The following is a 16,514-nucleotide window of genomic DNA, read 5'->3' on the forward strand; positions in this document are numbered from 1 at the left end:
GGTGCGGGGACGCACTGCCACCACTACGGGCGAAAGGTGTCCCGATGAACAGGGTCGACCAAGGCTTTGACCGCGAGGGGCTCGAGGATGGCGAGGGAAGCCTTCTCCCCTTCTTCGCGAGCTGTCCCGCAGGCTTCGAGCAGCTCCTGTCTGACGAGCTGGCCTCGCTGGGGCTCTCGCGTATCAGGCCCCTGCGTGGTCAGGTGAGCTTTGAGGGCCCGCTCGCTGACGCATACCGCGCGTGCCTTTGGTCGCGCCTGGCCTCGCGTGTGGTGCTGGTGCTCGCCCGCGTGGGCGCGGCAGATGCGGACGCCCTGTACGAGGGCGTCTCGGGCATTGCGTGGGAGGACCACCTCGCCCTTGGCTCGAGCTTCGCCGTTGACGCGCACGGTACCAACGACCGGCTGAGAAACACGCAGTTCGTGGCCCTGCGCTCCAAGGACGCCATCGCAGACCGCCTGCTTTCCCGCCAGGGGGCCCGCCCCTTGGTGGACGTCGCCCACCCCGACGTCAGCGTGGTGGTGCGCGTCTCTCGCGACCATGCCAGCGTGGGAATCGACCTGAGCGGAGCCCCCCTCTTCCGCAGGGGCTACGAGCCCTCGCGCAGCTCCTCCCGCGCGCCCTTCGCGCCGCTGCGGCCCGACTACGCGGCGGCGCTCCTTGCCCAGGGCGGATGGTTTCGCCAGCTGAGGCATGGTGCGCCCACCCTGGTCTCCGTCTTCTCTGGGGCGGGGACCCTGCTGGTGGAGGCCGCGGCGCAGGCGCTGGACCGCGCCCCCGGCCTGCTGCGCGCCCATTGGGGCTTCGAGGGCTGGTCCGGGCATGACGCAGGCGCATGGGCCGGGCTTTTGGCAGAGGCCCAGGAGCGCGCCCGAGATCAACGCACGGACCTGACGCTTGTGGGGGTGGACGCGAGGGCGGGCGCCGAGGGGGCGGCCCTTCAGCTGCTCCGCGCGGCCGGCATGGATGTGCGCCCGCGCTTTGCCTCGTCCGTCTCAGCGGTGGGAAAGCTGGGACGTTGCGAGCCGCTGGTGTGCTGCGACCTCTCGTGGCTGGGCGAGGACGAGGTTGCGCAGGAGGCCATGGCCCTCTCGGAGCTGGCCGGCAGCGGCGCGCTCGCGAAGGCCGGCCTGGTGTCTCTCTGCCGCGGAACCGTTGCCGACGCCGCGGTTGGGTCTGCCGCAAGCGACTCGCTGGCCGTCTTCGTGGGTCAGGACAAGGCCGGCATCAGAAGCTGGGGGCCAGGTTCCCTCCTGACGCCACGACCGCAGATCGATATCCCCAGCCGCACGGGCGGTGCTGCGGCGCGGCTCTCGGTGTTCCTGGAGGGCTCCGAGCAGTTCGCCCGCAGGCTTGCCAAGGTCGCCAGGCAGCGCGGGAGGTGGGCGCGGCAGGAGGACGTGAGCTGCTACCGCGTCTACGATTCCGACCTGCCGGAATACGCGGTCTCCATAGACCTCTTCGAGGGGTCGGAGCTCATGCCGTCCCGACGCGGGCGTGGTCGCTGGCTGCAGGTGTACGAGTACGCGGCGCCTCGCGAGGTTGACCCAAGCCTGGCGCGCGAGCGGCTTCTGGACGTGCTGGCCATTGCGCCGCAGGTGCTGGGGGTAGATCCCGAGAACGTCTTCGTGCGCGTGCGCAGCAGGAACCGCGGCGGGTCGCAGTACGCCGAGGAGGCCAGCGGGATACGCGAGCGCAGATCTGGCACCGGGCGTTCGACGGGCAAGCTGCCGCCCCTTCCCGTGGGCGCGCACCTGGTGGACGAGGGGGGCCTCACCTTCGAGGTGAACTTCTCGGCACGCCTTGACTGCGGGATCTTCCTTGACCACCGCGAGACCCGCTCCATGGTGCGCGAGATGGCCAAGCAGACCAAGGGGTCGAAGCGCTTCCTCAACCTCTTCGCCTACACGGGCTCGGCCAGCTGCTACGCCGCCGACGGAGGGTGCAGGCACACCACCACGGTGGACATGAGCAGGCCGTCTTTGAATTGGGCGCGGCGCAACATGGAGCGCAACGGCTTCGTGGGCCCCGAGCACGAGTTCGTCCAGGCCGACGTGATTGCGTGGGTGGGCGAACAAAGGCACACGCCCAACCGTTGGGACCTGGTCTTTTGCGACGTGCCCACCTTCTCCAACTCCAAGGGCATGCGCGGGAGGTCCTGGGACGTGCAGCGCGACCACGCGGAGCTGCTGATTGGCGTCTCTCGCCTGCTCACGCGCGCGGGCGTGGCGGTGTTCTCGTGCAACCTGCGTGGCTTCAGGCCAGACACGGAGACACTGGCCAAGGCGGGCGTCGCACTGGAGGACGTCACGGCCGAGACCATCCCCGAGGACTTCTCCCGGAACCCGAAGATCCACCACTGCTACCTGCTGCGCCGCGTGTCGTAGCGCCGCGAGGGGCGGCGGCTCTCGCGGGTGGATAGATGCGCACCTGGCAAGCCCCTCTCGGCCGAAAGGGACGCGTCCACCCACCTGGAACGGTGCCACAGGTGGGTGGATGCGTCGCCTTGCGCGCGTGGAAGCCGAGGATGGCGCATTCGCCCAGCCCCGGCCACCCAGCCTACGCCTTCTTGTAGAACGCCTCCATGTCGCGCGCCATGCGCTCCAGGGTGGGCACGTCCACGTAGGCCATGTGACCACAGCCGTAGCGGTGCCACTCCAGGCGCTCCTTCAGCGCGGGAGAGAGGAACTGGCAGGCCATGTCGTGCACCACGTTCCAATAGGTGGTTGCCGCGTCATAGCGGCCGCCCATGATGCAGACCTTCATGTTCGGGTTGCGCTTCATGGCAACGGAGATGTCGTACGCCACGTTGGGGCTGGAGCTCTCCCCCATCTTTCCGGGCTCCTCGTGCGCCCACTTCCAGTTGACGCCCACGCGCTCGTAGTTGCTCGAGAGGTAGCGGGCCGGACCGCGATAGCCCAGCTCGTCGTGCAGGAACGCACGGAAGGCGCTGGTCCAGCTTGCCTCTACGGCGCTGTCGGCCGCGTCCTCGCCGGCAAACCATGCGCGGCTCTCCTGCACCGCCGCGGGCACGTCCGCCGAGAAGCGCGTGTCCAGGCGGCCGCAGACCTTGCCCTCGTCCGCAAGCAGGCCCAGGCGGAAGTCATCCAGGGTTATGCGCAGGTGCCTCCGCAGGATGTGCTCCGTGGGAAGGCCGATGAACGCCGAGAGCCCCTCGGCAACCTCGCGCTCGCGCCCCTCCGGCAGGCGGTCCCCCCTCAGCAGCGCCGGGGCATAGACCTCCTCGTTCCACTCCATGGCACGGTCGAACCACTCGTCCACGTCCACGCCAGCACCTGCGCGCCCGAAGAACTGCGCCGTGGCGGCCATGGTGGGCATCATGCCCAGGTGGTAGAGGTCCTCCCCCTCATGCACCTGCACCAAGTCGAAGATGGCGGAGAGCATGGTCACGCCGGCGACCTTGACGTCCCTCTCGCCCAGAAGGCGCATGAGCACGGCGTTGCGCACGGTTCCGTAGGACTCCCCGAAGAGGTAGACCGGGCTCATCCAGCGGCCGTTCTCCTCGAGCCAGGTGGTGATGGCGCGGCAGAAGGCGTCGGCGTCCCCGTCAACGCCAAAGATCTTGGAGGTGTCCGCGCCCTCTGCCACGCTGGACCAGCCGGTGCCCAGCGCGTCCAGGAAGACTATGTCGCTCTGGCGCAGCAGCGTGGCGGGGTTGTCCTCCACCTCAATGGGGAACGCCAGGGGCTCGACGCCATTGGTCCTCACGCGACGGGGACCGATGCCGCCGAAGTTGATGGGGACGGAGGCGCAGCCCGGCCCCCCGTTGTAGGCGAAGGTGACGGGGCGAGAGGGGTCAGCCTTGCCGTCCGTCAGCGCGACGTAGCCGAGGGAGAACATCTGGCCCTGCAGGGCGCCCGTGTCCGCGCGGACGTCCAGGTGCGAGGCCCGGCAAAGGTAGTCAAGGTGCTCTCCGGCGCTGATTCCGCTTCCGTCCCAGCTCAGGAGCACCTCGGCGGCCTGAGGGGTGGCGAGGCGGGGGTCTGCGGGAACCGTCATGAACGCATCCGCGGGAACCTTGGCCGCGGATGCCGGGGCCGCGGCCTGCTGCATGCTGGTCTCTTCTGTCATGGAACCTCCCTGTTTCCGAAGCTGCGACGCTATCCTGACGCCGCAGGCTGTCTGTACACAACGAAGATAGCGCACGAGAGGGGCCAACGCGCGGTTTTCGGTGGCTGCGAAACGAAAACGTCGCGTTGGCCCACCTCCAGCGGCCCCGCAGGGGTGCCGACACGCGCCTTTCGGGCGAGAGGGGCGCGGAACGTCGCGTTCGCCCACCAGAACCGGGCCTGTGGGTGGATCGATGCGCGGTTTCGGGCGTCTGCGGGCGAAAAGCGGCGTATTCGCCCACCATCCGCTCGCCCGCTCTTCCAGCAGGCGAGCCGTAGGTCTTGCAGCCCTTGTGCACCCTTGCTCTCACCAGCCGTTTTATTACCTTTGGGACACGCGTAGTGCTAGAGTACGTGAGCTTGCCCTATGCTTGAATCTCCACGTTATTGCCATGGGCAAGGGCTACTTGGCCCAGCAGGCGCAAAAGCGCCAGGCGGGCACTATGGAATGGGATGGAAGATATGGAAAGCACCACCGGCGCCACCGTAGGAAAGCGTGGCCGCAGCAAGTCCCACAAGGGCGGCATCCCCCTCTCCGCGGGCATGCTCCTGGTAACTCTCGGCGTCGTCTACGGTGACATCGGCACGAGCCCCATGTACACCCTCAAGGCGATCATGGCCGGCAACGGCGGCCTGCCCACCATGGGCACCGACACCGTGCTGGGCGCGCTCTCGCTCATCATCTGGACCCTCACCCTCATCACCACGGTGAAGTACGTCCTGGTTGCCATGAAGGCCGACAACCACAACGAGGGCGGCATCTTTGCCCTGTACGCGCTGGTCAGGCGCTGCGGCAAGTGGCTCATCATCCCCGCCATGGTGGGTGGGGCCGCGCTTCTGGCAGACGGCATCCTGACGCCCGCCGTCACGGTCACCACCGCCATCGAGGGGCTGCGCACCATCGACCTCTTCCGTGGCGTCATCGGGGAGAACCAGGGAATGGTCATGGCCATCACCATCACCATCCTCTGCGTCCTCTTTGCCATACAGCGCGCCGGCACCTCGACCATCGGCAAGCTCTTTGGCCCCATCATGACCCTCTGGTTCCTCTACCTGGGCGGATCGGGCCTGATGAATATCGGGGGGGACCTCAACGTGTTCCGCGCCCTCAACCCCGTGCGCGGCATCACCTTCCTCTTCGACGGCAGCATCAACGCCGCGGGCCTCATGGTCCTGGGCAACGTCTTCCTCTGCACCACCGGCGCCGAGGCCCTCTACTCGGACATGGGGCACGTGGGCAAGCCCAACATCTACGTCACCTGGCCCTTCGTCAAGGTCTGCCTGATCCTCAACTATCTCGGCCAGGGCGCATGGATCCTGGCAAGCCGGGGCTCCGCCGAGCTTGCCGCCATCGATGACCTCAACCCCTTCTTCCAGATGATTCCCGAGGAGGCGCGCGTCTTTGCCGTCATCCTCTCCACGCTGGCCGCCATCATCGCCTCCCAGGCGCTGATCACCGGCTCCTACTCCATCGTCTCGGAGGCCATCCGCCTCGACCTGATGCCCCACATGCGGATCAACTATCCTTCCCAGACCCGCGGCCAGATCTACATTCCCCTGGTCAACAACATCATGTGGGTGGCCTGCATCTTCGTTGTCCTGCTCTTCCAGCGCTCCAGCCACATGGAGGCAGCCTACGGCCTGGCCATCACCGTCACCATGCTGATGACCACGCTGCTGCTCTTCACCTACCTCTCCACCATCCGCCACAGAGGGCCCCTGGCCGTGGTCTTCCTTGTGGCGTTTGGCGCCATCGAGTCCATGTTCTTCTTCTCGAGCCTCACCAAGTTCTTCCATGGCGGCTACTTCACCGTGCTCATGGCCGCCGCCATCTTCGCCGTGATGTACATCTGGAGGCGTGGCACCGCCGTCGAGCACACGCAGACCGTCTACCTGCCCGTGGACAAGTACATCGACCAGCTGCGTGCGCTCAGCAACGACGACGACTACCCCTACACCGCTGACAACCTGGTCTTCCTGACCAATGACTCCTCGCCCGACAAGCTCGACCGTGACATTCTCTACTCGATCCTGGACAAGCGTCCCAAGCGAGCCAAGGCGTACTACTTCCTCAACGTGAAGGTAACCAACGAGCCCTACACCCATGAGTTCATCGTGAACGACTTTGGGACGGACTTCGTGTTCAAGGTGCAGCTGAGGCTCGGCTTCCGCGTCAACCAGCGCATCAACACCTACCTGTACCAGATCGTGGCGGACCTGGTGGAGCGTCACCAGCTCGCCCCCCAGAACCACAAGTACTCTATCTACCGCGACCACAGCAACGTGGGAGACTTCCGCTTCTGCCTGATCCGCAAGGTGCTCTCGCCGGAGTCCGAGCTCTCGGGCTTCAACGCCGCCGTCATGGCGGCCAAGTACCTGATCCGCCGCTTCTGCGGCTCACCCGCCCGCTGGTACGGCCTGGAGAACTCCAGCGTTCTCTTCGAGTACGTGCCCCTCTTCGGCAAGAGCAAGCGTCAGCACAAGCTGACTCGCGTCGCCGGAAGCGTGCCCACCTCCGAGCTCAAGCCGGTGCGCAAGGGTGCCAACGAGCTCGCCGAGGACGAGAGCCAGGAGGACATCTTCACGGCCACGCTCAAGGACGAGCTGGTCGAGTCCCTTGCGGACGCCGAGAAGCAGCTGGTGGGCGGCGACACCGCGAGCTTCCGGCCCCTGGTGATAGACGAGGAGGAGAGCGAGGGCGACTCCGAAGGCCAGGAAGGCGAGGAGTAGGGCTCATCCCCTGGCACAGACGCAGAGGCAGCCCCGCGCGCAAGGCCGTGCGGGGCTGCCTTTATGTCTCGGGAGGATCAGGGCCCGGGTGGTCGTGCCCCTACGACAAGAGCAGCCTGAGATAGTCTCCCACGCCGGCATGGCTGTTGTCCAGTCGGGTGACATGGTCGGCCGCGGCACGCACCTCCGGCTCGGCGTTGCACATGGCAACACCGTCACCTGCGGCCAGGATCATCGAGAGGTCGTTCAGCGAGTCCCCGAAGGCCACCGATGCGGCAACGTCCACTCCCTCATGAGCGCAGAGCCACGCCAGTGCAACGCCCTTGGTGGCATCCCTGTCCATGACCTCTATGTTCTTGGGGTGGCTCGTGGTCCACACCAGGCTTGGGTCCTCCTCTACGGCGGCGATGATCGCCGAGCGCTCCTCAGGGCCCCTGAAGTACATGGTCACCTTCTCGATGAGAGGGTGGGCGGCCATGATCTCCTCGGTGCTCTCGTCGAAGAGCGCCCGGCTCTGCAGCAGCCACTCGAGGTTGGGCTTGTCCACGTCGAAGTCCAGGATCTGCAGGAAGCGCTCGCGGTTAGACCTGGAGCCACCTCCTGGGAAGAGGTCGAAGGTGCAGTCAACGTCACGCACGCGCCCGAAGAGGGCGCGTGCGCGCTCCTCCCCCACCAGCTGGGAGCGTATCGCCTTTCCCGAGCGGACGTCCATGACCATGGCGCCGTTCGAGACGATGGCGTATCTCACGCAGGGATGCGAGACCAGCTCGCGTGGGACCACGGCCCAGGCGCGGCCGGTGCAGGGCACGAAGCCGATGCTCCTCTGGGCCAGCAGGTCGAGGGCCTCCGCGTTGCCGGCAGGAACGCTCTTGTCCTCGGCCAGGAAGGTCCAGTCCATGTCCGAGAAGACCAGCCTGGGCGGCAGCATGGGGCCGTTGTCATGCATAAGGTTCAGCGCCTTTCGTCTATGGGCAGATAGGGCAGGTCCTCCATGAGGCTGTGGTATGCGGGCCGTATGATCCTGGCCGGCCCATAGAGCTCCTCCATGCGATGCGCCGCCCAGCCCGCAAGTCGGGCTATGGCAAAGAGCGGCGTGTAGAGGTCCTGAGGTATGCCCAGCATGGAGTACACAAAGCCCGTGTACATGTCTATGTTGGTCGAGAGGGGCTTGGTGATGCCACGGACCTCTCGCATGGCCCGGGGACCAAGCCTCTCGACCCGCTCGATAAGCTCGAAGCGCTCCAGAAGCCCCTTCTGGCATGCCAACGAGCGCGCGTAGGACCTGACGACCTCGGCGCGCGGGTCCGTCACGGTGTAGACGGCATGGCCCAGGCCGTAGATGAGGCCCGCGCGATCGAAGGCCTCCCTGCGCAGGATTCTGGCCAGGTAGCGGCAGACCTCCTCCTCGTCCTCCCAGTCGTGCAGGTGGGCGGCCATGTCATCCAGCATGGAGGTGGCCTTGTAGTTGGCCCCGCCGTGCTTGGGACCCTTGAGCGAGCCCAGGGCCGCCGCGTAGGCGCTGTAGGCGTCCGTGCCCGAGGACGAGAGGACGCGGCAGGCGAAGCTGGAGTTGTTGCCGCCGCCATGCTCCGCGTGGAGCATGAGCATCACGTCCAGCATACGCGCCTCGTCTCGCGTGAAGCCAGCGTCGCTGCGCAGGATGTCCAGGAAGGTCTCGGCCATGGAGTACTCCTCGCGCGCGGGAGGAACGCTCAGGCGGGTGCCCTCGCTGGCGGCGACGTTTGCCTGGTGGGCCACGGAGGCCACGCGCGGCCAGCGGCCCAGGAGGGAGAGGGCCACGTCCACCTCGTGAGTGGGAGAGGTGTCGTCGGGGTTGCGGTCGAAGGCGTAGAGCAGCAGCGTGGCGCGCTGCAGCACGTTCATGATGGAGTGGCTGTAGGTGGTTCTCGGGAAGATGTCGAGGTACCCCTCGGGCAGCTGGCGCCTGGACCCGATGCGCGCCCTGAAGTCCGCAAGCTGGGCGCTGTTGGGCAGCGCGCCAGAGATGAGGAGGTAGGCCACCTCCTCGTAGCCGAAGCCACCGGAGCGCCGGGCGCCATCCACCAGGTCTGCGATGCTGTAGCCGCGGTACCTGAGCTTTCCTTCGTCGGGCACCACCCGTCCGTCAACCTTGTTGTAGCCATGCACGTCAGAGATGGTGGTAAGCCCCACCAGCACGCCTGATCCGTCCGCGTTGCGCAGCCCTCGCTTCACGTCGTAGCGGGCGTAGAGCTCGTCGGGGACGCGGTCTATGCCCTGCATCCCCTCGTAGAGCTGGTCCGAGGCGGCAGGGCGGCCCATGCCCTCCGACGGCATGGGGTAGGCGTCGGCCACGTGCGAGAGCGCGGAGGTGTCGCTCGAGGTAAGAAAGCGCCTCGGTATGCGGGGTTCGGTACTCTCGGCCATGGTGGCCACCTCCTCGGGCGTGCGTGCGATGGGACGTTCCGGTGGTTCTGCCGGTCGGCCGCCGCGCTAGAGGCGGTACATGAACTTGAAGACCTCTTCGCGCTGCATGGTGATCTGCACGCCCAGGCTCTGCGCCAGCGCGTCCAGCTGCTCCTGGAGCCTGGAGAAGTCCACGTTGGACGCCGCGAGGTCAACCAGCATGGTCATGGTGAAGACGCCCTGCAGGATGGTCTGGGAGATGTCCAGGATGTTTGCCTCGTTCTCTGCCAGGCAGCCCGCCACGGCCGCCACAATGCCCGAGCGGTCGCTGCCCAGGACGGTGATGATAGCGCGAGAGGTTCCCTCGTCGGTCGTTGCCATGGTCTCTCCTTGTGGACTTGGGGACGCACCCCTGGTCGTGTCAACGTCGCCCATTGTACGACGCAAAAAGGCCAGCCCCCGTGAGGCCGGGCGAAGTGAGAGCTGATGGAAACCTGCGCCCAGGCGTGTCGGCAGGGCGGGCCGTTACTCGACCTGCCCCTCCTTGGGCATCTGGGACTCGAACAGCTCGCGAACCTCGTCCTGCGAGATGCCCAGCGCCACGGAAAGCTCGTCCAGCGAGCGGTCCCTCGCCTGGCGCAAGATCCTCTCGTACACCACGGGCGGCTTCTTGTTGCGCGCGCGGATCTCCTCGATGCGCTGGAGGAAGGTCTTCGCGATGCGCACGGAGTCACGGCAGCTGCCGCGGCGGATCTTGTTCTTGAAGTGCTGCTCCTCCAGGGCGCAGCTCTTGGTCTCGAAGCGCGCGGGCTGAAGGCGGCTGTAGTCCCCTATGAGCTCGTATGCCTCGTCCCTGGTGACGATGGGTCTCAGCCGGTCCTCCCCCGCCACGGGATAGCTGATGCGCATGGGATGGCGTCCCGCTACGGGCATGAGCATGTAGCTTGCCTGCGGCTTCTCAACCACCTCTTCGACCCTGCAGACGCCCTGGCCGGGATGGACGATGTACTCGCCGACTTCGTACATGAGCAACCTCTCCTTTCGTGCCGATGCCATCCATCATAGCACGAGAAGAGAAATTTCCTCATTTTCTGCTTATTGACACTTGCAACTTAAAAGTAGATTGAGTAATTTATTGCATTTATGTTTTTAATCCTGCTTACGTTCCTGCTCCTGGGTCGCCTCAGCCGCAGGGGCCGGGCAGCACGAGACGATCCAGCCCACCAGGTTGTCCTGGGGGTCTCCCTCACGCTCGGCCAGCTCGAAGCCCCTGCCCCAGACGGTCTGGTAGCTCACGTCCTGCACGGAATCGTAGTGCCTGAGCGCAAGGGCGAGGTTGAGCTCGCCGGTGAGGGCGGCCTCCGTCTGGAAGAGCCCCGAGCTGATACGCCAGTGAGGGGCGACGGAGGCGCTGCCGAAGCCACCGTAGCGGCCGCTGAGAACGTAGAGGGGGTTCATCGCGTTCACGCGCTCCTCCATGCTGCTCTCGAGCGAGTCAAGCTTGGAGAGGTCCTCCTCCCAGGCCTTGGCGTAGGCGGCGTCAAAGCCCTCCGCCGCAGCATAGCCGTCCTGCCTGTCCTTCAGCAGCTGGCCCATGGTGGCATCGAAGTGCAGGGTCGACTGGTCCCCCACGCCAAAGAGCTGGTTGGTGGTGGAACTGCGATCAAGCATGTCGAAGGCGCCGACGGGACGCGTGGGCTGCTTGCAGTGGGCAACGAAGTCCGCGAGGCTCGTGATGCGCGCGGTGCCCAGGCTTGAGCTGTAGCTGATCCAGCGGTCGTCCCCATTGAGCGTGGAGAGGTAGCTCTCCACTGAGTCGTAGACCGTCGACTGGACCGAGGTGACGCCAGAGGCCGTGGGCTTTCCGGGGGCATCCGCGGACTGCGCCTCGCTTGCGGCATCCGTGGCCTCAATGGTCTCGGGGACCAGGTTGGGGTCGCCCGGGAAGCAGGGGTCGCTCATCTGGGCGGGCGTATGGGTGTAGGGGAAGCTGGTGTGGGTGAGGAAGTCCGCGGCGGAGGAGCGGATGGTGCCCATCAGGTAGTCGTAGTAGCTTCCGTCCGCATAGCTGCCGTCCTCGATGGTCGCCAGGGTCAGGGGGTTGTCGTCCTCGTCCCGAAGGTCCATGCCGTTGACGTACTCGCCGAAGGAGGAGGCAAGGTCCTGCGAGAGAAGCCTGGTCCAGCTGCCCTCGGCCCTGCTGTCGGCCTGGGAGCGCTGCCCCAGCATCCATTCGTAGGAGCTGTTGGCGGTGTCGAAGGAGGTAATGGGGCACCACGAGGCGGAGCCGCAGATGGCGTCCGAAAGCGTGGTCCCGTTGCCGTCGTAGCTGGCGGCGCCAATGGCCTCGAGGTACTTGGCGTAGAGGGCGGAGTCGCCGGTGGTGCCCAGGGTGGCGCTCACGCCTCCGCCTGCGCCGTAGCCGAAGACGAAGATGCGGCTGGGGTCCACGGGCAGCTGGGACGCGTTGTAGCGCAGGTAGCGCACGGCCGCCTTGAGATCAGCGACCGGCCAGGGGGCGCCTCCCGGGTACATCTCCCGGGAGTTGCTCTCAAAGCCGCCCGAGCGTCCGCGGAAGCCCGCGTAGACGTAGACGAGGCCAGCATCAAGGTAGCGCGCCAGCCCGTCATAGCTGTAGGCCGCGGGGCTGGCCTGCGCCGAGAGGTGCGCGGAGTTGATGGGCATGGCGATGGGAGCCGTGGCGGGGGTGAAGCCGCCCTTTGAGGCGTCCTTCTTGACGGTACAGGCAAAGGACTCGCCGCTCTTCTCGGCATCGAAGTAGGCGCCGGGGACGAAGATGGCCAGGGACTCGTAGCTTGCGCTCACGGGATTCAGGCAGTAGGTCAGGCCCAGCTGGTAGTAGCAGTCGTGCACCTTGTCGTACTTCCAGGCCCCCATGTCCAGCTTGAGCTTCTCGTACTTCCTCAGGTCAAGCTGCGGCTCCTCGCCCTGGGCGTCCCCTTGGTCCGCGGCCGGCGCCTGCTCCCTGCGCGCGCAGCCGGCAAGGCCTGCGGAAGTGCCTGCCGCGGCCAGGGCGAGGAAGTTCCTACGGGAGACGTTCATGGGTCCTCCTGACAGGTTGGCGGACTAGTTGCCGCGCACGTTCTGGGAGATCTGGTCCGACACCGAGGCGCTCTTGCGACGGTCCGCGCCCCAGAAGCAGCACGAGACCATGCCGGGCCCCACGTGGCAGCCGATGGTGGGGCCGATGGTGGAGACCATGGTCACGGCGCTGTCCTCAGACTTGTGGATGATGTCCGAGAGCCGCTCGGCGTCGCGCTCGCAGTCCGCGTTGCCGATGGCGACCACGTTGGAGAAGAGGTCCATGTTGCGGTTCTTCTCGTAGAAGGACGCCAGCTTCTTGAGGCCCTTCTTGCGACCGCGAGAGATGCCCACCACGCTGAGGGCGCCGTCCAGGTCGAAGGTGAGCAGCGGCTTCACGTCCAGGGCGCCCCCGATCACGGCGACGGACTTGGGCACGCGCCCTCCCCTGTGCAGGGCCGCCAGGTCGTCCACCATGAATATGGTCTGGACGAAGTAGCGCGCCTCCTTTGCCCAAAGGACCATCTCCTCGGCCGTGAGGCCCTTGTCGCGCTGACGGATGGCCTCCACCATGAAGAGGTACTGCGCGGTGGAGCCCAGCTTCAGGTCAACGATGGAGATGGGGAGCTTGCCGCCGGCCTCCTCCTCGAGGCGGGCGAGGGCCGTGCGGGCCCCCTCGTAGCAGCCGGAGATGCCGCTGGAGAAGCAGAGATAGACGGTAGGCGTGTCACGCTCGGCGGCGGCACGGAAGGCCCTCTCGAACTCCAGCTGGGAGGGCTGTGAGGTCATGGGGCACGCTCCCTTGCGGATGGCCTCGTAGAACTCGTGCGGGTCGCGCTGTTGGAAGAGGTCGTCCTCGCCGGAGAGGCCGTTGGGGTCGTTGGCCTCCGTGTAGCTGAAGTGCAGGCAGCCGATCTGCGCCTCCTCCACCATCTGCTGGGTGAAGTCGCAAGGGGAATCCGTCATGAGGAAGAACTTGGCAGGCACCGTTGGAGTCTCCTGTCTCGTGACAACTGAAAGCTGATGCTATTGTACGCGCAAGGCCAACCGAAAGACGGGAGTCGGGCATGGGAGAGCATAAGACCAGCAAGGCGCTGCGACGCCTGCGGCTGAGCTTTTGCGGGGAGGTGCAGGGCGTGGGGTTTCGCTGGGCCTCCCGGGTGGTTGCCGAGCGCGCAGGATGCACGGGCTGGGTGAGAAACGAGGCTGACGGCAGCGTGAGCATGGAGCTCCAAGGTACCGACGACCAGGTCAGTGCCTGGTTTGGCGGGCTTTCCGCGCTATGGGCAGGCACGGGGCGGACGCCTGACTATCGCATTGCCGAGAAGGACGACGTGAAGCCCGTCACGGGAGAGGCGGGCTTTCGCGTGCGGTTCTAGGGACGGGAGGTCGGGCGTGGTTCGCAGGTGGGTCAATCCGCACCTCTCGGTCCCGTAGGCACAAAAAACGACGCGTTCGCCCACCGCTGGCCCCCCAAGGGTGGGCGCACGTGCGGTTTGGGGCCCCTGGACAGCCCAAGGGGCGCGTCTACCCACCTGCAGGGGTCGATACGGTGGGCGAATGTGGCGCAAAGGCCACCTTACGCCCGAGAAGTGCGCTTCTGCCCACCCGCGCACGGCGAGTTGCGACGAGACGGCGCGGTGGTGTACGCCATGGTGCACGCGCTGCGCCAAACAAAAAGCCCGCCTACCTTATTGCAGGTAGGCGGGCCTGTCTTGTGGTGGCGGGGAAGGGAATCGAACCCCTGACACGAGGATTTTCAGTCCTCTGCTCTACCAACTGAGCTACCCAGCCGAATTGCCGCTCGAAAGCAAGCTTGATAACTATAGCAAAGAATCTCGGGGCGTCAACTTTCTTCTCGAATCTCTCGAAAAATGTTGGCGGGACCTAGGGCGCAGGCCAGAAGCTCTCTCCGTCCGCCGAGAATGCCACGCTCGCACGCATGCCCGAGAAGTGCCGCTGCACAAGCTCGCGCGCACGAAAGAGGGCGTCCTCCCTTTCGGACGGACCATGCTCCTCGCCCAAGAACTCGAGCCAGCAGCTCTGCCCGCCGCAGGCATCGCGCAAATGCAGCTTGAGGGGAATGTCGGCGGCCTGCAGCTCCTCGTCCAGCGCAAGGACGTCCGCGATGGAGATGACCGCGGGCGTCAGAACGCACCGCCGCCACCGCCGCCACCGAAGCCCCCTCCTCCTCCGCCGGAGAACCCACCGCCACCGCCACCGCTGCTGCTGAACGTGGAGGCGGCAACCTCCGCCATGCTCACGCTGTGAGCATGGGAGAGAGAGCTGGAGAAGACCTCCTGGGGCATGCCCATAGCGCCGTGGTGGTAGTACCAGCCGTAGACCGGGGTCATGAGCTCGTCATGGAGGACTTCGGGCGCCGCGACCTCAAGCTGCTTTATGACCTCGTCCGCCACGCCCAGCACCACGGCCATGATCAGCAGTCGATTCCACAGGACCACGTCCCTGGGGACAGCCTCCTCGAGGCGCGTGAAGTCCTTGAGCCAGTTGCGCAGCGCCTCAAGCTTGGCAATGATCTCTACCGCCTCCTTGGACCTGCGATCCATCTTGGAGAGGAAGCGCGCAAGCGCAAGCGCCGACGCGACGCAGGAGGCAACGACGACCAAGCCAAGCGGGAGGGGAACGAAGCCGAACACCATGCACAGCACCGCCACGACGGCCGTCAGTATGCTCACGCCGAGCAAGACCATGACAGAATCGGATCCGTTGGCGCTGCTGTCAAGGTAGAAGCCCCTGTTTGCGCTCTCTGCGGCAACGCGGTCCTCCCACCTTTCGTATGCATTGGAATATGCCTCCGGATGCTCCTTGGCGGCATCGTCTATCTCGCTGAAGTACAGCTCCTTGTGACCACCATGCTTTGTCTTGGGAGAGAGCTTGTCAAAGAGGAAGGAGAGCGTGGCGTGGTCCACCGCCGTGACGCCGTTTACCCCAACCTCGAGGGGACCCATCGTGGGCGTGCGTGTGATGCGGTAGTCGTCCTTCACCTTTTCCATGCCCAGGAAGCCCTTGGTCTTGGACTTGACCAGCTCGAGGCTGATGAGTTTCATGTCCGTCAGGCGCATCAGCGATGCGGTAAGGTCGGTCCCTGCGGGCTTGCCGTCGTTGAGCAGGGCCCCGAGCACGGCGGGGTGATCGTCAGTGGGGACGTCCCGGAAGTACTTGTCCTTGAACTGCGGAGTGTGGCTTTCCTTGTAGCCCCGATACTTCCTCAGCCCAAGCAGGAAGGTTCCCACCGACGAGAGGATGCCCAGTCCGAAGACGCCATAGCCCACGGACCGGGCGATAGTGCGCCTCTGGTTTGCCTCGTCCGCCCAGCGCTGCTCCTGGGAGAGAATCTCCCCCAGGCTGCTTGAGCTGCTGGGAACTGCGTTGGGCACCCACTCCTTCGGAAACACTATGCGCGCCTCGGCGAACTCGGAGCCGCCAACGCCAGGACAGAAGAAAACGGGGTCGCTGCCATCAAAGCTCACGCTTGCGTCCAGGGGCCCATGCCCCCAGGCGCGCACGTTCTCTCCGGGGCTGACCGTGGCGGTGCTGGGAACAGGCAGGTGAATCCTGCAGGTGATGTTCTTGGACTCCACGTCCCAGCCGTCGGAGACGAACTTCCAGTAGAGCTCTGCCGTATCCGGGTAGCTGGACGCCAGGAGCCTGTCCGTGTAGTTGATGACGAAGCGAGCCGTCTCGTCCTCATGCTCCGAATAGAGCTTGACCTCTATGTAATCCGAGTACTCTCTGATGGTGTAGGTGCCGTTCCTCGCAGAATCAGACTCGACGAAGGGCACGAACTTGCCATCCACAAGTTCGCCCACGGCACCGATGCTCGTGGCGATCGCCCGACCATCATAGCTGCCCGTGGGAATCTTCCAGTAGACGCCATGATAGAGGCCATCGAAATTGAACTCCCTCATCTCGTTGACCGAAAGGGAGCCATCAGATGACACGGTCGCATCGATGTCAACTCGGTCTATGCTGTAGTCCCGCGCAGAAGCGCGCACGGGAAAGAGTGTGACCGCCAACACCAGCAAGCAGGGAAGGAGTAGGAGCCTCGCGCGAAGCTCGAAGAACCTCGGACGCCATGTCATTGCCGCATCCCCTTTGGGTAGAAGATAAGTGTTCCTGGATACAAATATATCAAAGCCAGAAACGTGCGAGTTTGCGCTGCATTCCCGCAGATTCACAAATGACCGCAAGGGGCGGTCGGAGAGG

12 protein-coding genes and 1 tRNA gene are annotated in these 16,514 nt (G+C 65.5%); 3 read left to right on the forward strand and 10 right to left on the reverse strand.

Annotated elements, in window-relative coordinates:
• Positions 1–44 precede the first annotated feature (44 nt).
• Positions 45–2,387, forward strand: coding sequence for a bifunctional 23S rRNA (guanine(2069)-N(7))-methyltransferase RlmK/23S rRNA (guanine(2445)-N(2))-methyltransferase RlmL (rlmKL, locus tag CZ375_RS05395; protein ID WP_077598248.1), 2,343 nt, complete (start codon positions 45–47; stop codon positions 2,385–2,387).
• Between the two features lie 172 nt (positions 2,388–2,559).
• On the opposite strand, the gene CZ375_RS05400 is transcribed toward rlmKL, so the two are convergent.
• Positions 2,560–4,092: a S10 family peptidase gene (locus CZ375_RS05400; RefSeq protein ID WP_077598249.1), complete on the reverse strand. Its 1,533-nt coding sequence runs from the start codon at positions 4,090–4,092 to the stop codon at positions 2,560–2,562.
• A gap of 491 nt (positions 4,093–4,583) precedes the next feature.
• Between CZ375_RS05400 and CZ375_RS05405 the strand changes: the two genes are divergently transcribed.
• Positions 4,584–6,860: a KUP/HAK/KT family potassium transporter gene (locus CZ375_RS05405; protein ID WP_077598250.1), complete on the forward strand. Its 2,277-nt coding sequence runs from the start codon at positions 4,584–4,586 to the stop codon at positions 6,858–6,860.
• Positions 6,861–6,960: 100 nt separating this feature from the next.
• Here the strand turns inward: CZ375_RS05405 and CZ375_RS05410 are convergent, their stop codons facing one another.
• From CZ375_RS05410 to CZ375_RS05435, 6 genes are all read right to left on the reverse strand, one after another.
• A complete protein-coding gene (locus CZ375_RS05410) occupies positions 6,961–7,806 on the reverse strand; it encodes an HAD family hydrolase (RefSeq protein WP_077598251.1) in 846 nt (281 codons plus the stop codon).
• A gap of 5 nt (positions 7,807–7,811) precedes the next feature.
• Complete coding sequence (locus CZ375_RS05415) at positions 7,812–9,266, reverse strand: citrate synthase (RefSeq protein WP_077598252.1); 1,455 nt, start codon at positions 9,264–9,266, stop codon at positions 7,812–7,814.
• 66 nt (positions 9,267–9,332) lie between these two features.
• On the reverse strand, positions 9,333–9,626 hold the full coding sequence (locus CZ375_RS05420; protein WP_077598253.1) for an ACT domain-containing protein: 294 nt from the start codon (positions 9,624–9,626) through the stop codon (positions 9,333–9,335).
• A gap of 144 nt (positions 9,627–9,770) precedes the next feature.
• Positions 9,771–10,271: a CarD family transcriptional regulator gene (locus tag CZ375_RS05425; RefSeq protein WP_077598254.1), complete on the reverse strand. Its 501-nt coding sequence runs from the start codon at positions 10,269–10,271 to the stop codon at positions 9,771–9,773.
• A 123-nt stretch (positions 10,272–10,394) separates the two neighbouring features.
• Positions 10,395–12,308 carry a subtype A tannase gene (locus CZ375_RS05430; RefSeq protein WP_077598255.1) on the reverse strand — a complete coding sequence of 638 codons (1,914 nt, stop codon included), beginning with the start codon at positions 12,306–12,308 and terminating at the stop codon, positions 10,395–10,397.
• A gap of 24 nt (positions 12,309–12,332) precedes the next feature.
• Complete coding sequence (locus tag CZ375_RS05435) at positions 12,333–13,274, reverse strand: DegV family protein (protein ID WP_077598256.1); 942 nt, start codon at positions 13,272–13,274, stop codon at positions 12,333–12,335.
• A gap of 80 nt (positions 13,275–13,354) precedes the next feature.
• Between CZ375_RS05435 and CZ375_RS05440 the strand changes: the two genes are divergently transcribed.
• Positions 13,355–13,666 carry an acylphosphatase gene (locus CZ375_RS05440; protein WP_077598257.1) on the forward strand — a complete coding sequence of 104 codons (312 nt, stop codon included), beginning with the start codon at positions 13,355–13,357 and terminating at the stop codon, positions 13,664–13,666.
• A gap of 339 nt (positions 13,667–14,005) precedes the next feature.
• Here CZ375_RS05440 and CZ375_RS05445 read toward each other — a convergent pair.
• From CZ375_RS05445 to CZ375_RS05455, 3 genes are all read right to left on the reverse strand, one after another.
• A tRNA-Phe gene (locus CZ375_RS05445) sits at positions 14,006–14,081 on the reverse strand.
• Between the two features lie 93 nt (positions 14,082–14,174).
• The gene (locus CZ375_RS08540) at positions 14,175–14,438 is read right to left on the reverse strand and encodes an RDAC family protein (RefSeq protein ID WP_456093731.1); all 264 of its coding nucleotides are present in this window, start codon (positions 14,436–14,438) and stop codon (positions 14,175–14,177) included.
• Positions 14,435–16,390 (reverse strand): DUF2207 domain-containing protein, encoded by a 1,956-nt coding sequence (locus CZ375_RS05455; RefSeq protein ID WP_077598259.1) that lies wholly within the window; start codon positions 16,388–16,390, stop codon positions 14,435–14,437. Before CZ375_RS05455 ends, CZ375_RS08540 begins: the two co-directional genes overlap by 4 nt.
• Between the last annotated feature and the right edge of the window lie 124 nt (positions 16,391–16,514).

Origin of the sequence: Olsenella urininfantis (assembly GCF_900155635.1) — a bacterium.
In the GTDB taxonomy this organism is placed as follows: Bacteria; Actinomycetota; Coriobacteriia; order Coriobacteriales; family Atopobiaceae; genus Olsenella_G; species Olsenella_G urininfantis.